Genomic DNA, 16,628 nt, shown 5'->3' on the forward strand with positions numbered 1-16,628 from the left:
ATTTGAAACACTAAGGTAAGGCAAAAGCATTTTAAGGCTTATTTAAAGACAAAAAAAGAAAGAGACGACCTGCTGGCCGTCTCTTTTTCTATTCAATATTTAAAAATTAATCTTCTTTTTCAGTCAGTTAAGTGGCTAAATTATAAAAACACCTAATCTGTAACACTACCTCCTTATTACGCATTAAGAATATTATATCTGTCGGAGCCATTCCATCTGGGTCGACAAAATAAATTGGATTATCAAAAGCATAATTATAAGGACTGTATCTTCTCATCTTTTCCGCCAGCGGGTCAATATTCATCCATCTTCCTAAAGCAGGGTCGTAATTTCTTGCTCCATAGTCGTACATCCCAAGCCCCAGCTCGTCTTGGAGCTCCTTGCCGTTGTACTTATACTTATAAGGGTTTGTGGTTATTTTTACAAGTTTTTACCTGTTAAATGACAGTTTTTTTAAGAACATGATTTTATAAGATAAACTTACTGTTTTATTGCTCAAATCCAAAAATAAATCTTCAAAACAGCAGTAAAAATCACTAAACTTTTACTGAAGCAGATTGTCCTGCGGTTGAGTCGTTTCAGATGAGTTCTGAGTGTCAAATTTTTCCTTTCAATATGATTCGTACCGAAACGTTTTATAGAATGCACTTTGTCATCAATCAAATACTTGTAGTTTTTAAGTCTGTCTGTAAATATCTTTTCAGCGTCAGATAATTTTAAAGTTTCCAGAACACGGTTCAGCGTTTTATTGGTTCGTTTCCCTACATTAAAACTCACTACATTTTTAGAATTCTTGTCCAATGCATAAACCAGCCAGATAAAATTTCGCTTATTGCTAATGTAAGTACACATTTCATCTACTTCAAAAGTTTTACCTTTACTGATGATTGGCTCGGCAATACTTCTGGCAATTGATATAATTCTTTTCAATAATGTGGTAGCAGATATTTTCAGTATTCTTGCGGTGCTTCTTATTCCTAGTCCTTCTTTTGTGAACAACACTATCTCCTGATTAATATCTCCTTTGTAAGCGTTGTACCTATAGTTAATCTGCTGTCGTTTTTGACAAATATTACATTTATAACGCTGATTACCATTAGATTGAAATCCATTCTTTATGCATTTACCATTGCAAAAATTACATTTTATTTTCATGACCTAATTTGAAACACTAAGGTAAGGCAAAAGCATTTTAAGGCTTATTAAAAGACAAAAAACGAAAGAGACGACCTAATGGCCGTCTCTTTTTCTATTCAATAATTTAATTTTAATATTCTTTTTCAGTTAGTTACATGGTTATATTATCAAAACACCTAATCTGTAACACTACCGAAAAAAACGGGACTCAAAAATGAGTAAAAACCTACAATTATTGATTTTATTCAATTTGCTAACTTAATTGAGTTATAAAGCCTTAAATTTTACTTAAACCATTAAAAATCAATCGATTAACCTAAAATACATAACTAAATTGAGTTATGTATTTTCACTTTTTTGAAGAATTCTCAAAAAACAATGAAAAAAGCATTGAATTTTTGCGAATAAATTTTTGCCCATATGATTTAATATAAGGTTACGTGCTTAAAATTACCGATTCTTCTAAGCAACTTGCTGTAATTGCATCCTATTATATAGTTGAAGAACCGTTGGAGCATAAAACTTATTGCCATGTCTGGTTTTGAAGTTTAGCTGATTAAGATAATCTGCAATTTGTCTGTAGCTCATTTCTTTCTCTTTACAGTTGAGGATTATAGACTGAGCCTGACGATTTCTATCATTGTTCATTGCATTTTCCTTGATTTTATTGACTCCTTTGGCTCTGGCTTCGCTGGTCAGATTTTGCGGATTGCCCAATTTTACTCCTTTTTTCTTAAGTTCCGCAAGCGCAACCTTAGTTCTGGAGCTGATAAGCTTTGCTTCCTGCTCCGCTAGAGCACTAAATATATGGATGGTAAAATTGTTGGCTGATGGCATGTCAACCGCCAGAAACTCAATACCTGCATCCATAAGGGAGCTCACGAAGCTCACATTGCGGGCTAAACGGTCTAATTTTGCGATGATGAGAATTGCACCTTCATTTTTTGCCAGTTGGATAGCCTTATGTATTTCGACACGCTCACGTTTATTTGTACCTGTTTCAATCTCGGTAAAATCCTTTAAGATAATTCCGTCCTGTGAGGTCACGTATTTTTCAACGGAACTTTTTTGGGCTGATAACCCTAATCCAGAGATTCCTTGCTCTTTTCTGCTGACTATAATACGCTACAAATTTTTTCATGATACTATTGATTTAAACCTTAAACGTCCGTTGATGATTTATTACACTGCAAAGATTCCAGGCTTTTTTGGATTATCCTAGAAAAATCCTGGTTTTCCTGGGCTCACAGCTTTTTTGGTCATTTCAGAGCACAAAAAAACGAGGTCGTTAGCCTCGTTCTTTGGATTGTATCAATCGTGTAAATTCTGAAAACTCTTTATCGGTAAAATTCTCCTTTTTAAAACTTATCGGCAGTTTGAGCGGTTGTGACTGCAATACCTCTTTGAGCTGAGAAAGTTTAAGCTTAATTCTCATTGTCTATAGTATTTGTGCTGTTGGTGATAAAATCCCAGTCTTCTCCGCTCAGACCGTCTTTGGACATGTAGAACAATCCTGCTTTGTATCGGTCATAAATACTTACATCGGTTCTGTCGTAGTTGAAGTAGTCTTGAATATCCGTTACAATCTGCTCATGAAGATTCTTATCAGCAATGTAGACCACAAAATGATTGTGACAGCCTTTTCGATTTGGGAACGGCTCAGTAGTAAAGAACAGTCGGATTTCTGTTGATACTCCATATTTTTGGTTCAGATAATCATAGAGTCCGTGCATCTGCTTAAAACAGCTTGTCTTGTTGCGGTCTGCTCTGTATGCTACCGTAAAGAAAAAGCTCCAGTCCATCTGCCAGAAGGTATGCTGTAGGCTCTCTTTGTCTGCCAGACAATCGATAAGGTTTCTCATTGATTGGTTTTCCTGTCGTAAGGCTTTGTTCTCATCAAACATGATTTCGCTGTCAAAGTATCTGGCATGGTCAGCAGGGAACATTCTCTTTCCGTTTCTTAGGCTAGTTTCAGTAAATAGGTCTTCATTCTTTTTGTAGAATCTGTAGATAGTGCTTTTGCTGGTTTTAGTGCTGATTATAAATTTCTGTAAGTTTTCATATTTCATTTTGTTGAATGGTTAGTATTTTGTTATTGGTTAGATACAGGAACTCCATACAAGGAGGTTAGTCAAGCATCTTAACAATAAATACTAACGAAACTCGAAAAGTGTAGCTTATTGGCACTTTTTTTTGAAAAATATTTTTTTTAGATGGGTAAATTAGTGTTCCAAAATGAGACACTATTTTGGGAGATTTGAAAAACTGTAGAGTTTTCACTTGGAACACGGATGGTATCAGTTGGTATAAGTACACAATTTTATAGTACGGGGAGGTAATTTGATACTAAAAATCTAGGAATTTGATATTGAAATAGCCGATACAGGCAGGGAGAATGTTCAGAATACTATTTTTTCAAATCTATTGAATTACCGTAGTAGTTGCAGGCTAATATGAATTCTATTTTAACAGTTTGGTACATCATAAAGTACTATAAAAGCAAAAGCCACTCCGTTATGGAATGGCTTTTTGATTCTCTTTTTAGCACGGATTACAAATATAACTTTATTGACATATCTGAGCGGTCCCGTACACTACTCATCTGATATGTTTCTGTGTTTCTAATCCTACGATACCCTGTATTACTTACTCATATCCAAGTATTCATTAGCCATTTTTTTAGTTTTTTCATCTACAGCTTTTTCATCATATGTTAGAATATCAAATACATCATAGGATGCTTTTTTATAGTGATACTTATTAGACATAATTAATGAATAATACAAAAGTCCTGCTAACTTTTGTTCTCCCATATAGTGAATCCCTTTTAATTGATTATATGCCAGCGTATCTCCACTATACAAAACAAGTTTTTCTAAGCTATCCATTAATTTTTGATTAGATAATTTTTCCCTATAAACAGTCCCAGAGTTTTCATCTGTATAATTAACTTTTGCCTCTTCCTTTTTTTTACATGAAAAAACTAGCGCTATGATTATAACAACAATTATAATATTTGATTTCATAATTTATTTATTTTAAACTAAAATTTTTTTCTACTAACTTCAACACCATTTTTATATGCTACTAAATCACCGTCATTCTTACCCGAATACATAACTTTAGATACGCCTGAAATCTTATATTCACAAGGTCCAGTATTTTTATCTATTTCCCTATAATTTACGTATCCATCTGCACCAATCACTGTAATATTAGGATACGCTTCTGATATCATTTGAGCCAAACTTAAGCCATTTTTTCCAATTCTTGCAGACTCACATGTCCAAAGAGATAATGTTGTTCCCTTTTTACCTTTGGCTTCATCCCATTGGTCATTCAAGCCACTCATCATTTTATCAAAATCCTCTGCATTTCGTACAGTGAATCTTCCTAGCTCATCAAACATGAACTGAACTGCACCATGACCAAAAACAGTAAAACTTCTATCGCCCTTTTTATATTTTCTTGATTTTACAACACCATCAAAACGATTATTTCCTGAAGAAAATAAACTAACAGGCTCTTCATCTTCACTCTCACCTTCCTCACTTTCGTTAGATAAAGATTCTAAATATGCTTTGAATGATTTATTAATTTCATTTGAAATCTCAGCTTGTTCTTCTAAGTATTTTCCCATTGAACTACCATCATCTTTCCCTTCTTCTTTAATATTTGAAGTATCAACTAACATTCCATCAGGGTCAATAAAATAATTTGGATTATTGTAGGCATAGTTATAAGGAGACCAGCGCCTTGATAATTCAGCCAGCGGGTCAATATTCATCCATCTACCAAGTGCAGGGTCATAGTTTCTTGCTCCATAGTCATACATGTTAAGACCTAGCTCGTCTTGGAGCTCTTTTCCGCTGAACTTATACTTATTATTAGTAGCTAAATAGTCATTATATCCTTTATGTTTTAAACCAAAAGGATAATAATTATTCTCCTCGATAATTTCAAGAACTTGTGTCTGCGGATTTTTAGCATAACTTAAACGCACATTTCCCAAATGATCTTTGTATTGGAAAACATACGACAAAGCACCTTCTGTGTTTTTTACATATCCTTCTGCCGTTGGAAAAAATTCCAAAACATTGTCTTTGTATTGAAAACCTCCTAAATAATCCGTTGTAGCAGTAACCATTCCTTCATTAATAATTTTCCCTAGTTTCTGTCCTGCTGCGTTGTAAATATACTCAATTGAGTTTCCCGTTCCAAATGTAATTTTCTTAGGCAGATTCAAGTGGTTATAAGTAATGTTAGTGATCTTTTTGTTCTTATCACTGATCATATTACCATTATCATCATAGCTATAATCATCACCTGTTGTATTAAAATCGTTAAAACCGCTGCTGTTATTAGCATTGTCGTCTACTTTTAAAAGCTCGTTGGTATTATCTTTATAACCATACACTAAGTTATCAATGATATTGGTTCCTATTTGCGGATCCATGTCTCCAAATCTGGTTAAAAACTTAATATTTCCGTTTTTGTCGTAGGTTAAACTCTCATCATAAGAATTAGTCGTTAAACCACTCTTTTCGTAAATCGCATTTTTTAATCGGTTTAAATTATCATAATGATAACCGTAGGCACGCTCTGTATTATCTGAAGCTGTTCTCCAAAAAGTCTCGGCTATGTTGCCATTGTATAATGCTTTTACATCACTGATTCCGGTTTGTGTTTTATCATAATTAATTTTAAAAGCAAATAAATCTATTAAGCCTAAATCTAACTGCAAATTGTCAGTTTCATTAATTGCCGTAAGCCACCCTCTGATATTGTACTTATAATCTACTTTTTGCAGAGGATTTCCGGTGCTGTTTCCTGTGTTTTTGCTTATCAGCTGTCCAAGATCATCGTATGTATTAGAAGCCATAAGTTCTATTACCCCACCGTTGATTTGATGGGTATGAGTAAGAAGACGATCCTGGGGCGAATAGGTAAATTCTTCTCGTATACTTAATTCCGTACTGCCAGAAATACGCTTATGTTTTAAAACAGTATAAAGTGTTTTGCCTGTAAAATCGAGTTTATTATCGGTTTGTGTATAACCTCCCAGATGGTTTTGCATATATGTGCGTATTGGGCGCCCTTTAAGATCGTAAATCGTAGTGCTGGTTTCTCCTGTTGGGTTTGAAGCTGTTGTTAAGGTTCTGGTCCAGCTTCCTGTCGCCAATCCTTTTACATTGCTTAACACAGCATCGCCTTCAACAACCGTAGGAACTGCCGGCACATTTGGGTAATTGTAATCGTCATAATACGTAACGGTTAACAGTTTTATATTTACCGGTTCAATCACATTACTGTAATACGCCTGTATATCATCTATAATGCCTGATGCCTGCTTGCTTTCAAACAATACCGCCGCATTATTATTAGCATCCTGAAGTGCTTTTCTAACGGCTGTATTGCAGGTTTGATTGTTCCAGCCCGTATAAACAGGACGTCCGAGAGCATCATATTTGGTAATCATCCATCCTATGGCAGTATCATCTTTAAAAGGCGAAAATGCTGGTCCTGCTGCTACGGGTCTGTCTAATTTATCATAGACGATAAACTCCCATTGTTTTCCGGGTAGTTTTTTCTCGGCTAAACGGTTTCTGCCGTCGTATTTATACTGGTAACACAAATCATTTAAAATATCAGCATTGATCGCACCGTCGGCTTTTGGAGGAATTACATATGTCAGGTTTCCGTATACATCATACACATAATAGGTATCATGTTTTTGACCTGCATCGTACGTTCTTTTTAAAATTACCTGGCCTTCCTTATTTTTAAACTCCACTGTAGAACCCGAAGATTCTAATGGATTATTATCGGTGTTTTCATCAAAAGTGACATTTTTATACAGTTCGTTTGCACCATAATGTCCGGCATCCTGAAAACTAATATCGTATAATCCGGATTCGGCATTAAAAGAAGTATTGGCTTTATATAGTTTTACCTCATCAGCAGTATTAGTGTCATATCGTAATTTAATTTCATGACCACTGGTCATTGCCCAGGAAGTTCCCGGAGCGGCCTGTCTTAAAACCCTGTTTAAAGGAGAAGATTCTAATTTCTTTTCAGAAAAAGGATTTGAGGTATTATCATATTTATCGTTACTGTAAAATGATATTGATCCATTTATGGCAGATATTGGATCAATTCGCGGATAACTATTACCTCCGTTTGAAGCTGCATAAGGCAGATATTCCTTAACCTGCCTGCCAAATGCATCATACTCTACAGGAGTAATAATGTCCTGACCGCTACCGCCTTGTCCAACAGCTATGGTTTGTATAGGACGGCCGAGTCCGTCAAAATAGCTTATATTTTGATTTACTTCATTTTTTGTCAAGGTATTAAAATCAGCTGACTGCACTGCTTTTTTAGGAGACGCTGTATAGACAAAATTATCATCACTGAAAGTCTGGGCTTTAGCACTAACCGTTTTCAGCAATATTAAAATGGATATGTATATGTATTTTTTCATGGATATGCTTATATTATTAAATCAAACGAAAGACGTTAGTTTTTGATCAGGCTTAATAACTGTACGTCTAAAAAATCTTCCATACCCACTGTTCTGTAACCACCGGTGGCAGATGTCTGACCTGCAGGCAATACGAGCGTTTTGTCTAATGTTTTAAGTGCACCTCTTAGATTATAAAAACGTATTCTCAAATTATAGGTCGCACCATTATGATTAGGCGAAGAGCTGTTAACTGTAACGCTTACATCTTCTGCTGAACTTACACCATAGGTATAGGTAAATGTTATAGGCTGACAGGGTGCGCTGGCATTGGCATAAGCTTGTCCATCAGTATTAAATTTTACCAATCCATAACTATCTGCCTCTGCTTGTGAACTATACGAAACAAAAGCACCCGCTCCCTGATTATAGGTTACGGAAGTTGGCATTGTTCCAACAGGACAATTGTTTCTGGTAAATACACCGCTTCTGGCAACACTATTAAAAGTACAAGTTCCATATGTGTTGGCATAATTCAAACCATCAGCATTAAATTTAATAAGCCCATTTGCATCTGCTTCCTCCTGAGAAGAATAAGAAACAGCTTCACCAGCCGGCTGGTTATAAACTACAGTAGAACTAATTCCTCCGGGCGTACAATTACTTCTGGTAAAATATCCGCTTCTGGCAATACTCCTAAATTCACAACTGCCATATGCGTTAGCATAAGCAAGTCCGTCAGCGTAAAATTTGTTAAGCCCTTGAGCATCTGCTTCTGCCTGAGAAGAATAAGAAATAACATCTCCTGCCGGCTGATTATAAGTTACAGTTGAACCATTTCCTCCCGGTGCACAATTATTTCTGGTAAATGAACCGCTTCTGGCAACGCTTCTAAATGTACAGGTTCCGGAATTAGCATAGTTTTGACCGTTAGCAGTTATGTCGGCATCTGCTTTTGCATCTGCATCTGCCTGAGATTGAGTTGAAGTATAGGTGCCTGCAGGAATAGTATAAACTCTTACTTCTCCAGTTCCTCCTGCACCACAGTTATTTCGGGTAAAAGAAACGATTTTGGCTGTATTTCCATACACACACTCTGCCATATTGCTTTCATTCGCATAAATCTGTCCGTTAACATTTACATCCTCTTGTGCCAGATTATCAGCCTCTGCCTGAGAAGTGTACGATATATATCTGCCGGGTTCTACCGTATAGACTACAGCAGCAGATGTTCCTCCTGCTCCACAGTTATTTCTTGTAAATGAACCGCTTTTAGCACTATTACTATACGTTAATCTAGAGGTTACTGCACTTTGATTTGAACAATCTATAACTTGTCCTTTATAGTTGTAGCAGTACATTTTTACAACATTCAAATCATGGTCTTTAATAAATTTTAATCTGCTGAAAATATCATATTCGTAATAGGAGTTACGACAATTAGGACTTGTAATTTTGACCAGCAGATTGGTAAACGGGTCGTAATTGTATATTGTAACCAAAGACTGTGGATATGAATTTATGAAAGTACAGGGATCTGAAGTTATAACAGTTGTATTTGGATCTAATGAGCCTGTGAAATTTTCTAATTTGACAATAACCTGATTATTTGAATTGTATAGATATTTAATTTTTGAGCCGTCTTTATACGAAACTAAGGTTGGATTTCCTTTAGAATCATACTCGCTGAAAACAATACGGTCTTCTAAAACCTGATCCCCTTTAGCCGTTTTTATTAATTCCGGCAAAACACGTCCGTTAACATCATTATAAGTTGTCAATTGTGTTGAGAGATTACTTCCTCCTTCATATTGTTTAACCTGTATCGGCGAAGCGACAGTATTCTGTACTATCATTTTCTGATATGCAGTTGTTTGAGCAGAAGTTAATCCTGCTAGATTGCTATATTGATTCGCATATAAGTTACGAACACTTTTACTTGAACCGTCGCTTGAAGAAACTGTAACTTTTGACGGCAGACCTCGAAGTATGCCATATTCATAATTCTGAGTGGTAATTATTTTTTTGAACGATGCTTCCTCTACAGATTGATCTTTTTTATCTATTCCTGATACACCATCAGACAGCAGGTCCGGAGATATCAAAATAGGTGAATAGTCATCATATACTTTTACATAACTGCTTAAAGGCACTGGATCGATATACTCTACAGTGGTAGTATTTTTTAAATTGAAATTATAAACATTTGTATAATAATACCCAAAATAACAAGATGAAAGTGAATTATAATATGGAGGAGTCATATTAGGACTACAAGAATTTGTCTGGGTATGATCATCCACTATTACTCGACCAACAAAATTTGTGATCTTTTTATCCAACTTTTCATTCAAAGTGTAATTTGAGGTTTGCTCTTTAATTTTAAACAATGCATTATTTTTATTCACATAAATTCTTTCAGAAACCAGTTTTCCGTTAAATAACAAATGATTGGCTTTTTCATTGGTTTTAAAATTCTGCCTAATTATATTCATGCTTTGAGGACCGCCATACTCTCTTGGCGGACCGCAATAAACTACCCCCGTTACTTTTATACAGCCATCATTAATATTGGTAATTTTTTGAGTATTAGAAAACCCATCTTCAACATTTAAAAAAGTTTTTTCTTTTCCTCCGTTTTCAAAACTATCACCACCGTAGCTTATGGAAACAACAGGAAATTTTTCTGGATTTTCCTTTCTCTTCCCATTTCTTTCTGCTATTTCAGATGAAAAAGCAGCCAATACAGTAAATGATTTAGTAGCGTAACCAGTATCCTCTAATGCACCTTTAATTAATGAGACGCTTGGATAATATTCAAAATCAGGAAATGAAGAAGCGTTATTATATCCCCCATCTATGGTGCCGTAATAATATCTTTTGAAATCAGTCTGCTCCCCTGCTTCATTGTAATTAATATCTCTTTTCAGCCGCACTCCGGCTCCTTCCATTACCGTATAATTTCCTACAACGTTAAAATCTAAAGTACACTGTAATGCTTGGTAGTCGCTGGAAGTTGTATAATTATCTTTAAATCTTAAATTAAATGTATAATTGTGACCTGCCGTAAACAAATACGAAAAAAAATCCGGATAACCGCCTAAAGGGTAAACTTTAGTAAAATTTGTTATCTGGCCTGTAGTAACATCAGTAATGATAAGCTCAACACCTTTGCCGGCCATTGAAGAAGTATTAGAATGCTCAGAAGCTTTCAGATTTAATTTAAATTGAATGGTTTGACTTCTGGTTATAGTTGGAAAATCGATATAACCTCCAAATACAGGAGAATTCCCTGGAAGAGTCATCGCATAAGGGTATTCAAAAATATTTTGGTTATAACTGCTTATGTAAAGTCCATAACTTATATCACTTTCCTTACGGGATTTTATGGGTTCATATTCAAACTTAGAATATCCCTTTGTTGGATAAATAATTTTTATCAAACTTCCTTTTTTTGCATAACTAAACGAAGGTGTAAGATTAGCAAAATCTTGAGGTTTATTAAAATTATAAACGGAGTGTGGCAATGGTATTAGTGATGTATTTAAGTTTTTTCCATTATAATATCCAGAAGCATCTCTTGCATTAGACATTCTGTCCGGAAGACCAAATGGATCATCATATTCGAAAACATATTTTTCATGTTTATCACCAATTGGATCAAGTTCTTTATTTATTTCCAGTTCCATCAAGAAAAACCGGGAAGCTTTTAAAAAATCAGAAGCTTTGTCAGGAGCAGTTTTAGCTTCATGCTTAAAGTTAATTTTTTTTACTATTCGGTTAGGAAAATTTCTTCTGGTTATTAGGATAGAATTTAAAACACTGGTAAAATTATAATTATTATAATCGGTTCTTACAAAGGAAACTTCCTCATCATTATCTAAGCTTTTTATTTTTTTTAAGCGTTTAGGATTTAATATTTTAGTTGTAAATTTTCTTTCAACAAACGGATTTACATACATAAGGCTTGTATTGTAATTATTTGAATAATAATGTGTTGTCATGTCATATCCTTTACTTAGATGCTGCGCCTTTGGCACCATAGAATCATATTCTAAAATAATTGTTCCGTTTACAGGATGAACAATCTTGTACAGAAAAAAAGAAGTAATGCCATCTGAATTTATAGAATGAGCCCCAGCAATCACCATTGTTGACTCTGTCTCATTTCCTCCAAAATAATATTTAATACCATCTGGAGTTGTGATTATAAACCCTTTGTTTGTAAGCAGGTTCATAGCGCTGTTTCCTCCAGTAATATCTATTTTTAACTCGCTTTCATTTTCAATATATACAGGATTAAAATTAATATCTAAATAAAAACTGCCTGAATATCCCATAAAACTAAAATTGAAGATATCTACTTCTGTATTATTGGCATTATCATTTTGAGCCAAATCCCAATAAAATTGAGAATTAACAGCGCATAAATTATTTGCATTTGTTTTAAGGTTATTTTCATCTATAAAATGCCTGTTGTAATCTACTTCATCCAAACCGTCCCTTATTTCTCTGGAAATTACACCACCTGCACTTAAATTCCAGTTCATCCCTGCCCAGCTCGAAATATCTTCTACCTTCACACCTGCTCCTGAATAATTTAATGAAATAGGCATTTTAAGCATTCCTGCACTATATTCATAGAGAGGAATTGAAGCGCTCAATTTCCCTGAATATTCATTAATACCATTTTTTCCGTACTGAGTAAACATAAATGATTCAGGCGAAGGAGGATTTATGTTCGGTAATTGAGGTTTTGCAGATTCCTGAGCAGATAATACTGTCGTAATCAATAATAATATCAGACTGGCTTGTATCTTCATTTTATTTTTTATTGTACTGCTTGTAAGGGGTAAAAAAGTTTTAATCATGCTTCCTTATTTTACTATTTTAATAATTTTAACCGACTCCGTTTTGACATCCGTCTGAATCTTTATAACATAAATTCCATCAGCATATCCTGTAAGATCTACGGGAACCGTCCTGCTGTAAATATTAAAATGCTGCAGAATCCTTCCTAAAATGTCAACAACAGTTGCTGTTCCTTCGGTAAAATCATAACCCACTATAACATTGGTATAGGTAACAGCCGGATTAGGGACAGCTTCTATACTGGCTTTTACTTTTTCAACTTTTGCTTTGTCTTTCAGCTTAACCACCCAAAAGTCATTTCCTCCTATGGTTGATTTTTTATCTTTTGAAGAACCAGAATTTGAAGTTCCGGCCATTAAATAACCGCCGTCTCTGGTTTCTATAACTTTTCTTAAAATATCTTCTCCGGAACTTCCAATTGTTTTACTCCATAACTCTTCTCCTTTTTCGTCAATTTTTAAAGCTATGTAATCGTTGATACCTTCCTTGTCTTTTGTAATGCCAGCTGTTTTAGATGCACTGCCCAATAGAGATGATTTGGCTTCGGACTTTGCATAACCTCCTATTAAATAAGTATGATCATTATTTTCTACAAGTGAGGTTAAAATATCTACTTTTCCAAAATCATAAGTTTTACTCCAGACAATTCCTCCTTCATGATCTATTTTTAAAATCCAAAAATCGGTTCCGTTGCTTACAATTCCTCCTAATGAAGTTAAAGGAGTAGTACTATTAGAATTTCCGCCCAGGATATAACCTCCGTCCTGCGTTTGATGAATAATATAAGGCTGGTCATCTCCATCTGCTCCATACGTGTTCTGCCACTGAATTTCTCCTTTATCATCTATTTTCAAAATCCAGTAATCTCCAACACCTTTATTAGCATCTGCCTTATCTCCTGATATGGGTGAATTTGAATAACCTGCCAAAATATAGCCGTTATCAGTAGTCTGTTCCATGCTTCGTAACAAATCGGCATATTTTCCTCCATAGGTTTTCTGCCATTCGATAACGCCTTTATTATCTAATTTTACGACCCAATAATCCATGTTTCCTCTGCTCTTTTCAGATTTACTGTATAAATCAGCTTTCGTTACGCCTTTTGCATCGATTTTATTATTTGAAGATGATTCAGGACTGGAGCTTGAAGAACCTCCTAAAATAAAACCGCCGTCTTTGGTTTGAAACGCACATAACAATTCATCCTGTCCGTTACCTCCTATCGTACGCTGCCATTGTTCATTACCTGCGGCATCGAGTTTTATTACCCAAAAATCAGTAAGACCTTTACAATCATCTTTTTTCTGAAAACTATTTCCAGAGCTTGAGGTTCCTGCCAGAATAAAGCCTCCGTCTCTGGTGCCTTTTATGCTTTGGAGCAAATCAAAACCATTACCACCAATGCTTTTCTGCCAGTCCAATTCTCCTTTTTCATTCATTTTCCAAATCCAGTAATCCAGATCACCATGATTATCATCCTCTTTATTTCCCGTTTTGTTAGACAGTGAGCTTCCTGCCAGAATAAATCCGTAATCGGCAGTGGGCTGGGCATCAAAAAGATAATCTGCATGTATACCGCCATACGACTTTTCCCAAAGAACATCTTGGGAATAGCTTAAAACTGACAATAAAATAAAAGGTAGTACGTAAAGTTTATTCATAAGCTTTGATTTAGAAAGTGCCAAAACTAAATGAATATTTCTTCAAAACTTTACGGGATTCCGTATACTGTTAACTTTTGTCCGGCATCTGAACACAATACCACTATAACAGAACTAAAAATCACAAAAAACTATTATTTTCATAATAGTCATCTATTTACAAATGTTTTATAAACTCATAAAAGAAACGGTAAATTTTAATGCCTGTAAGTTTTTATTAAAAGCTGACAATCGGATTTAAAACATTCCAAATTTATCCCGATAACGTTTCAATTCTAAATCTGTTCTATTCAGGAGTTTTTCTAAAAGGAATATTTTGTCCTTGTATAAATTCTGAACCAAATCAATGTTGGTTTTTGAAGCTGCACTTATAGCTTCAGAGTTTTTATTATTCAGATAAATATCGCTGTCAAACTGTATAATATCTTCTAAAGTAACTTCTAAAATAACTGCTATTTCTTCTAATTTATTAAAACTTAAATCTGTAATTCCTTTTTCAATTTTACTGTAGGCCGCCTGACTAATTCCTAACTGGTCTGCCAAATAGTTCTGAGTATAGTTTTTCAGCTCTCTTATGTTCCTAATTTTATCTTTAATTTCTAATGCCATATCTAAATAATTGATGAATTATTACTACTGCTTTCCGTCATTTGATTTAGAACTAACTTTCTATATTCAATTTTGTAGAGAGATTGAATTTATGCTGCTTTATTTCAAAAAGCTGATTCTGTATCAACAGGAGTTCAGTATTAATACTATTAAATCAATTACAAATATAAGGACGTTAAAAACCGTAAAGCAATAACAAATGTTATCAGTTTTGATTATTCTTTTTATGGGCATATTTCAAACGGCTTAAATGTACCGAACTAATATTAAGATATGAGGCGATATAATGCTGCGAAACTCGCTGCAGAATTTTTGGAAATCTGGAATTCATATTTTTATATCTCTCCATAGCACTATGAATGTACATAGATTTAATTTTATCATTTATAATAAAAAAATAATCTTCGGCAATTAATCTGCCCAGTTTGTCTCCGTATCTGAGTATTGTGTAAAAACTCTGAAGCATTTCAGAAGTGATAATAATTGCCTTCGTATTTTCCATTGCCTGTATAGAAAAATTTGAAGGAATTCCTTTTAAAAAACTCTCATAATCAGTAGCAAAAGTATTTTCTAAACAAAAATGAAAAGTTTTCTCCTCGCCTTTTTCATCCAAGAAATAAATCCTTAATAAACCGCTCACAACAAAAAATATATCATTACAAACTTCCCCTTGTTTTACCAGAATATCCTTCTTTTTAAATGATGATGTTTTAAAAAATGAACGACAAAGAGCCCATTCTGCCTCATTAATTTCAATATACTTTAAAATTAAATGATGTATATTTTCGATTCCATTATCCATTAATTTTTTTTATGTTTTTATTTTATTTTGAACGCATCAGTATTTAATATATTTCTCATTAGTTATAAATAACAACCAATAGGAATAAATATTCCTATATTGAAATATTATACTTACCAAGTTGAACAAATCAATGTACTGTCATCAAAATGAAACAATTTAACCCACAATAAAAAGTTATGGATTATCTTTATCCTTAAAAATTAAACCATGACAGAAATCTTCAAAATGTTTCGCGTAACTGTCGCAGAATCTGAAAAAATAATGCAGTCTGTAAACGAACCGCATGCGCATAATTTTGAAGAATTGATTATTGGAAGTAAAGGCCAGCTGGAACATTTTATCGACTTTAGTTCCAAATTGATAGACGCTCCTTTTATCAGTTTTGTGACTCAGGGGAAAATCCATCGTGTAAAACCACTTGTTAAAGATGGAGAATGTGATATGTGGGTTTTGAGATTTAAAAGTGAATTTATTGCCGAAACAACTTTTAGCCTTTATGCTTCTTTTCATGATAAAGCGAATATCAATATGCAGAGTAATCAGTGTTTTGAAAAACTGGACATTCTGTGCAAAATGATTTATGATGAATATATACAGGAATCTCCTGATCTTTCTGTTATCAGACAATTATTGAGCGCTTTGTTTACGATTATTGAATCGGAGCGGCGTAAATTGAATCTGGATAATGATGAATCTAAGAAAATTCAGAGTTCGACTTTTAAAAACTTTCTGAGATTATTGGAGGAACATTATAAAGATTCTAAAGATGTGAATTTTTATGCCGAGAAACTTTTTATGACTTCAAGAAACTTAAACCTCATATGCCAGAATATTTTACAGCAGAGTGTTTCAGAAATCATAGAAACCCGAAAACTAACCGAAGCAAAAAACCTTTTAATGACTACGGATAAAAATGTAGCCGAAATAGGTTATGAACTCGGATTCAACGAAAAAACCTATTTTACCCATTCCTTTAAACGCAAAGCAGGTATGACTCCTACTGAGTTTAGAGACGAAATGCAAAAACTGCTTTCTTAAAAACACAACCATTCTTCCGAAAATCGTTACCGTTGCCGCTGTT

10 protein-coding genes and 1 pseudogene are annotated in these 16,628 nt (G+C 34.2%); 1 reads left to right on the top strand and 10 read right to left on the bottom strand.

Annotation, left to right across the window (positions count from 1 at the left end):
* Positions 1 to 208: 208 nt before the first annotated feature.
* The 10 genes and pseudogenes from L1276_RS02730 to L1276_RS02775 form a co-directional block, all read right to left on the bottom strand.
* Positions 209 to 403, bottom strand: a pseudogene (locus L1276_RS02730) (RHS repeat domain-containing protein); the annotation flags it as partial.
* Between the two features lie 92 nt (positions 404 to 495).
* Entirely contained in the window at positions 496 to 1,155 is a 660-nt protein-coding gene (locus L1276_RS02735) for an IS1 family transposase (RefSeq protein WP_253785214.1), read from the bottom strand.
* 444 nt (positions 1,156 to 1,599) lie between these two features.
* Positions 1,600 to 2,259, bottom strand: a complete 660-nt coding sequence (locus L1276_RS02740) for a recombinase family protein (RefSeq protein WP_371924146.1) — start codon at positions 2,257 to 2,259, stop codon at positions 1,600 to 1,602.
* Positions 2,260 to 2,561: 302 nt separating this feature from the next.
* Positions 2,562 to 3,206, bottom strand: coding sequence for a hypothetical protein (locus L1276_RS02745; RefSeq protein WP_253785215.1), 645 nt, complete (start codon positions 3,204 to 3,206; stop codon positions 2,562 to 2,564).
* Between the two features lie 573 nt (positions 3,207 to 3,779).
* Complete coding sequence (locus tag L1276_RS02750; protein WP_253785216.1) at positions 3,780 to 4,163, bottom strand: hypothetical protein; 384 nt, start codon at positions 4,161 to 4,163, stop codon at positions 3,780 to 3,782.
* Positions 4,164 to 4,180: 17 nt separating this feature from the next.
* Positions 4,181 to 7,621: a DUF6443 domain-containing protein gene (locus L1276_RS02755; RefSeq protein WP_253785217.1), complete on the bottom strand. Its 3,441-nt coding sequence runs from the start codon at positions 7,619 to 7,621 to the stop codon at positions 4,181 to 4,183.
* Positions 7,622 to 7,656: 35 nt separating this feature from the next.
* Positions 7,657 to 12,423, bottom strand: coding sequence for a DUF5977 domain-containing protein (locus L1276_RS02760; RefSeq protein ID WP_253785218.1), 4,767 nt, complete (start codon positions 12,421 to 12,423; stop codon positions 7,657 to 7,659).
* A 54-nt stretch (positions 12,424 to 12,477) separates the two neighbouring features.
* Positions 12,478 to 14,133 (bottom strand): T9SS type A sorting domain-containing protein, encoded by a 1,656-nt coding sequence (locus L1276_RS02765; protein ID WP_253785219.1) that lies wholly within the window; start codon positions 14,131 to 14,133, stop codon positions 12,478 to 12,480.
* Between the two features lie 237 nt (positions 14,134 to 14,370).
* The gene (locus L1276_RS02770; protein WP_253785220.1) at positions 14,371 to 14,742 is read right to left on the bottom strand and encodes a helix-turn-helix transcriptional regulator; all 372 of its coding nucleotides are present in this window, start codon (positions 14,740 to 14,742) and stop codon (positions 14,371 to 14,373) included.
* A gap of 205 nt (positions 14,743 to 14,947) precedes the next feature.
* On the bottom strand, positions 14,948 to 15,544 hold the full coding sequence (locus L1276_RS02775) for a Crp/Fnr family transcriptional regulator (RefSeq protein ID WP_253785221.1): 597 nt from the start codon (positions 15,542 to 15,544) through the stop codon (positions 14,948 to 14,950).
* 210 nt (positions 15,545 to 15,754) lie between these two features.
* Between L1276_RS02775 and L1276_RS02780 the strand changes: the two genes are divergently transcribed.
* Positions 15,755 to 16,585, top strand: a complete 831-nt coding sequence (locus L1276_RS02780) for a helix-turn-helix transcriptional regulator (RefSeq protein WP_253785222.1) — start codon at positions 15,755 to 15,757, stop codon at positions 16,583 to 16,585.
* Positions 16,586 to 16,628: the final 43 nt, after the last annotated feature.

The organism is Flavobacterium sp. HSC-32F16 (assembly GCF_024171645.1).
Lineage (GTDB): Bacteria > Bacteroidota > Bacteroidia > Flavobacteriales > Flavobacteriaceae > Flavobacterium.

Excerpts from the sequence above, each read along its gene's own strand:
- L1276_RS02735 (WP_253785214.1), bottom strand. The coding sequence starts at position 1,155 with ATGAAAATAAAATGTAATTTTTGCAATGGTAAATGCATAAAGAATGGA.
- L1276_RS02745 (WP_253785215.1), bottom strand. The coding sequence starts at position 3,206 with ATGAAATATGAAAACTTACAGAAATTTATAATCAGCACTAAAACCAGC.
- L1276_RS02750 (WP_253785216.1), bottom strand. The coding sequence starts at position 4,163 with ATGAAATCAAATATTATAATTGTTGTTATAATCATAGCGCTAGTTTTT.
- L1276_RS02755 (WP_253785217.1), bottom strand. The coding sequence starts at position 7,621 with ATGAAAAAATACATATACATATCCATTTTAATATTGCTGAAAACGGTT.
- L1276_RS02760 (WP_253785218.1), bottom strand. The coding sequence starts at position 12,423 with ATGAAGATACAAGCCAGTCTGATATTATTATTGATTACGACAGTATTA.
- L1276_RS02765 (WP_253785219.1), bottom strand. The coding sequence starts at position 14,133 with ATGAATAAACTTTACGTACTACCTTTTATTTTATTGTCAGTTTTAAGC.
- L1276_RS02770 (WP_253785220.1), bottom strand. The coding sequence starts at position 14,742 with ATGGCATTAGAAATTAAAGATAAAATTAGGAACATAAGAGAGCTGAAA.
- L1276_RS02775 (WP_253785221.1), bottom strand. The coding sequence starts at position 15,544 with ATGGATAATGGAATCGAAAATATACATCATTTAATTTTAAAGTATATT.
- L1276_RS02780 (WP_253785222.1), top strand. The coding sequence starts at position 15,755 with ATGACAGAAATCTTCAAAATGTTTCGCGTAACTGTCGCAGAATCTGAA.